General features: G+C 40.6%; 2 protein-coding genes and 1 pseudogene. All 3 read right to left on the bottom strand.

Going from position 1 to position 1,053, the window contains the following annotated elements:
* Positions 1-207, bottom strand: a pseudogene (locus tag B0180_RS10010) (hypothetical protein); the annotation flags it as partial.
* Between the two features lie 4 nt (positions 208-211).
* The gene (locus B0180_RS10400) at positions 212-472 is read right to left on the bottom strand and encodes an IS3 family transposase (protein ID WP_167366948.1); all 261 of its coding nucleotides are present in this window, start codon (positions 470-472) and stop codon (positions 212-214) included.
* The gene (locus B0180_RS10000; RefSeq protein WP_078256769.1) at positions 469-993 is read right to left on the bottom strand and encodes a helix-turn-helix domain-containing protein; all 525 of its coding nucleotides are present in this window, start codon (positions 991-993) and stop codon (positions 469-471) included. Before B0180_RS10000 ends, B0180_RS10400 begins: the two co-directional genes overlap by 4 nt.
* Positions 994-1,053 lie beyond the last annotated feature (60 nt).

The following is a 1,053-nucleotide window of genomic DNA, read 5'->3' as shown; positions in this document are numbered from 1 at the left end:
GATAATCTCGCCATGAAACAAATCCATGATGGGCGATAAGTAAAGCTTTTTTGTATTGCCTTCTTCATCCACCACTTTAAACTCAGTCACATCCGTTGCCCATTGATGATTGGGCTTGTCTGCTTTAAAATCACGGTTTAAAACATGATCAGCGATTTTGCCTACTCTACCTTTGTAAGTGCTAAATCTGCGTTTACGACGAATCACAGCTTTAAGTCCAAGCTCGTGCATTAGCCGCTGTACTTTTTTTATGATTGATAACAAAGCCTAACTGCTTGAGTGCTAGGGTAATACGCCGATAGCCATATCTGCCTTTGTGGGTGTGGTAGATGTTTTGTATTGTATCTTTGATGGCTTGGTGGCTATCAGTCTTGGCAAGTTGCTTTAGATGATAGTAGAATGTTGCTCGTGCAACACCAAGATAAACCAGCAATTGTTTTAGTGGATAAATTTGCCTTAGCTCGTCAATCACTGTGATTTTCTTGGTGATGATTTGCTTTTTCTTTGCTGACGCTCCAAGGCTTCTAACTTTTTTAAAACATCAAGCTCCATGCGTAAGTGTTGTAGTTCAGCAATCAATTCAGCATGGGTTTTTTGTTCATCGGGTTTGGATGTTTGGCTTGCTTGATTGGTCTTTAGCATAGATTGCCTGCCTTTGGGTTTGGAAGTAAGTCCCATGATACCATGAGTTTGATAAGCTTTTAACCATTGATGGAGCACACTTGGGCTGCTGATGTTTAATTCGGTGGCAACTGTTGGCATGGATTTACCAAAGAGTAGTTGTAATACTGCCGAGTGTTTAAATTCTGGTGAATAAATGGTTTTGCTTGTTCTTGTGCGAATGCCATCAATCCCATGAGTTTGGTAGAGACTCACCCAGTTTTGGACGATAGAGCGTTTAATACCAAAAGCGTTGGCTGTGCTGTGGTAACTATGTCCTGTTAAATAATGTTGAATGACGGACAGTTTAAAGTCCATTGTGTATTTGGTCATAAAAACACCCCAAAGGTTGTCTAACTTTTGGGGTGCGGTTCAGATTTTGGCTGCTTTTTT

Origin of the sequence: Moraxella canis, assembly GCF_002014965.1 — a bacterium.
In the GTDB taxonomy this organism is placed as follows: domain Bacteria; phylum Pseudomonadota; class Gammaproteobacteria; order Pseudomonadales; family Moraxellaceae; genus Moraxella; species Moraxella canis.
This window is presented reverse-complemented; position numbering and strand designations above follow the sequence as displayed.

Coding starts and splice junctions, on each gene's coding strand:
- B0180_RS10000 (WP_078256769.1), bottom strand. CDS start 993: ATGACCAAATACACAATGGACTTTAAACTGTCCGTCATTCAACATTAT.